Annotated in this window: 3 protein-coding genes; all 3 read right to left on the bottom strand. The window is 50.4% G+C overall.

The features are described 5' to 3' along the window. Positions 1-142: 142 nt before the first annotated feature. Positions 143-652: a hypothetical protein gene (locus I6E49_RS14175; protein ID WP_235403127.1), complete on the bottom strand. Its 510-nt coding sequence runs from the start codon at positions 650-652 to the stop codon at positions 143-145. A 219-nt stretch (positions 653-871) separates the two neighbouring features. Then, positions 872-979: a smalltalk protein gene (locus tag I6E49_RS14170; RefSeq protein ID WP_235403126.1), complete on the bottom strand. Its 108-nt coding sequence runs from the start codon at positions 977-979 to the stop codon at positions 872-874. Between the two features lie 256 nt (positions 980-1,235). Then, positions 1,236-1,460, bottom strand: coding sequence for a DUF4248 domain-containing protein (locus tag I6E49_RS14165; protein ID WP_235403125.1), 225 nt, complete (start codon positions 1,458-1,460; stop codon positions 1,236-1,238). Positions 1,461-1,511: the final 51 nt, after the last annotated feature.

The following is a 1,511-nucleotide window of genomic DNA, read 5'->3' as shown; positions in this document are numbered from 1 at the left end:
CCACGAATGTTGGAGGTGTTTTAGTCACGAATTATCATGAATTGACCGTGAATTTAGGTGGGGATAATTCGTGCGATTCGTGCGATATCAGGAGTTATGAATGTTGGGTCTTGGATTGAGCTAACTGTAGGAGGCTCTCTGCTTAGATGTTAGGTTCCAGGCTGCCGCCGCCCTCTTCGGTAGAGCCGGAGCCGGGATTGCCTGACGAGTCTGGGTTGCCAGTTGAACCGGGGTTGCCAGTTGAGCCGGGGTTGCCAGTTGAGCCGGAGCCGGGATTGCTGGGTGCAGCCACTCCATTGGGCAGCTTGATGTTGCCCTCATCGTCCATGTACTTGTAGAGCACCTGGTTGATGTTGGAGAAGGCGAAGGTGCGCTTGGCTTTCTGTGCCATCTGATAGTCGGGCGTACCCTTGTCTCCGTTCTTCTCGTTTGGTCGGTTGGCTATGAGCCATGCCGAGCAGGCTGCCTGCTTGATTGCGAACTTCTCGCGCTGTGCCTTCTGCTTTTCTGAGGCAGGTCCCTTGTAGGGATTGGTGATTTTGGCGAGGTGGATCTTGTTGCTTGACGTGTTGGTGGCGAAGTAGTCGTTTGAATTGTTGCCGTACTTGCCGCTGATGCCCTTAATGACATCGATAGGAATGATTCTTGCCATAATTAGAATGTTGAGTGTTGAGTGTTGAGTGTTGAATGGTTGCGGCAGAGCCGCAATGTTGAATGTTGAATGTTGAGTGTGGAGTGTGGAGTGTTGAGTGTTAAGTGTTAAGTGTTGAATGTTATGTGTTAAATTGTTTGGATACTGCAATTCAACATTGAGCAATTCCTAATGCGCGTAGCGCACCAATTCAACACTCAACACTCCACATCCCACATTCTAATTGCAGACGCAGCTTTGAACGCCGAGCGTTGCGAGGAGTGCGGTTAGTACACTAACGATGAACTGGATTACGGTTTTGATGGTTTCTTTTTTTGTGTCTTTCATGGTGTTTTTGATTATTAAAGTTAATGATGTGTCATCGGGATGCGTTCGGGATGCGTTCGGGTGACGGGTTCTTTTTTTTATATTGCAAAGTTACGACATTCGCAGATTGCAATCATACGATGGCGTACGTTGCGGTACGAATTTTGAGCTTTTTAGGAGGCTATGGCGCCCTCGCCATAGCATGAGTAGCAAGTCGACACATAAGGGGCTGCTGCTTGCCATGGTAGGGCGAGGGCACCCTACCCTCCCAAGGCCGCTACGGTTCTCCCAGATGTTCGGTTATGAGTCTTACCTCGCGTGGGGAGAGCCACTTGGCGGTCTTCTGATAGCCTTGGTCGAGTAGGGCTGTGTGCAGGGGTTTGCAACGGTTCACCCAGGACATGAGGCGGTTGACGGCTGTGTGTGGGTCGGATGTAGGGAAATAGAGTAGGGCCAACTCCTTTTTGGTGTATGGCTGGATTTTGAAAGCGGATGTATTCATAATGGGAAAAAAACTCGAAAGCCCTACCCCCGGAAAGCCTCTCCCCCGGCC

It is taken from the genome of Leyella stercorea (genome assembly GCF_021531655.1).
This window is presented reverse-complemented; position numbering and strand designations above follow the sequence as displayed.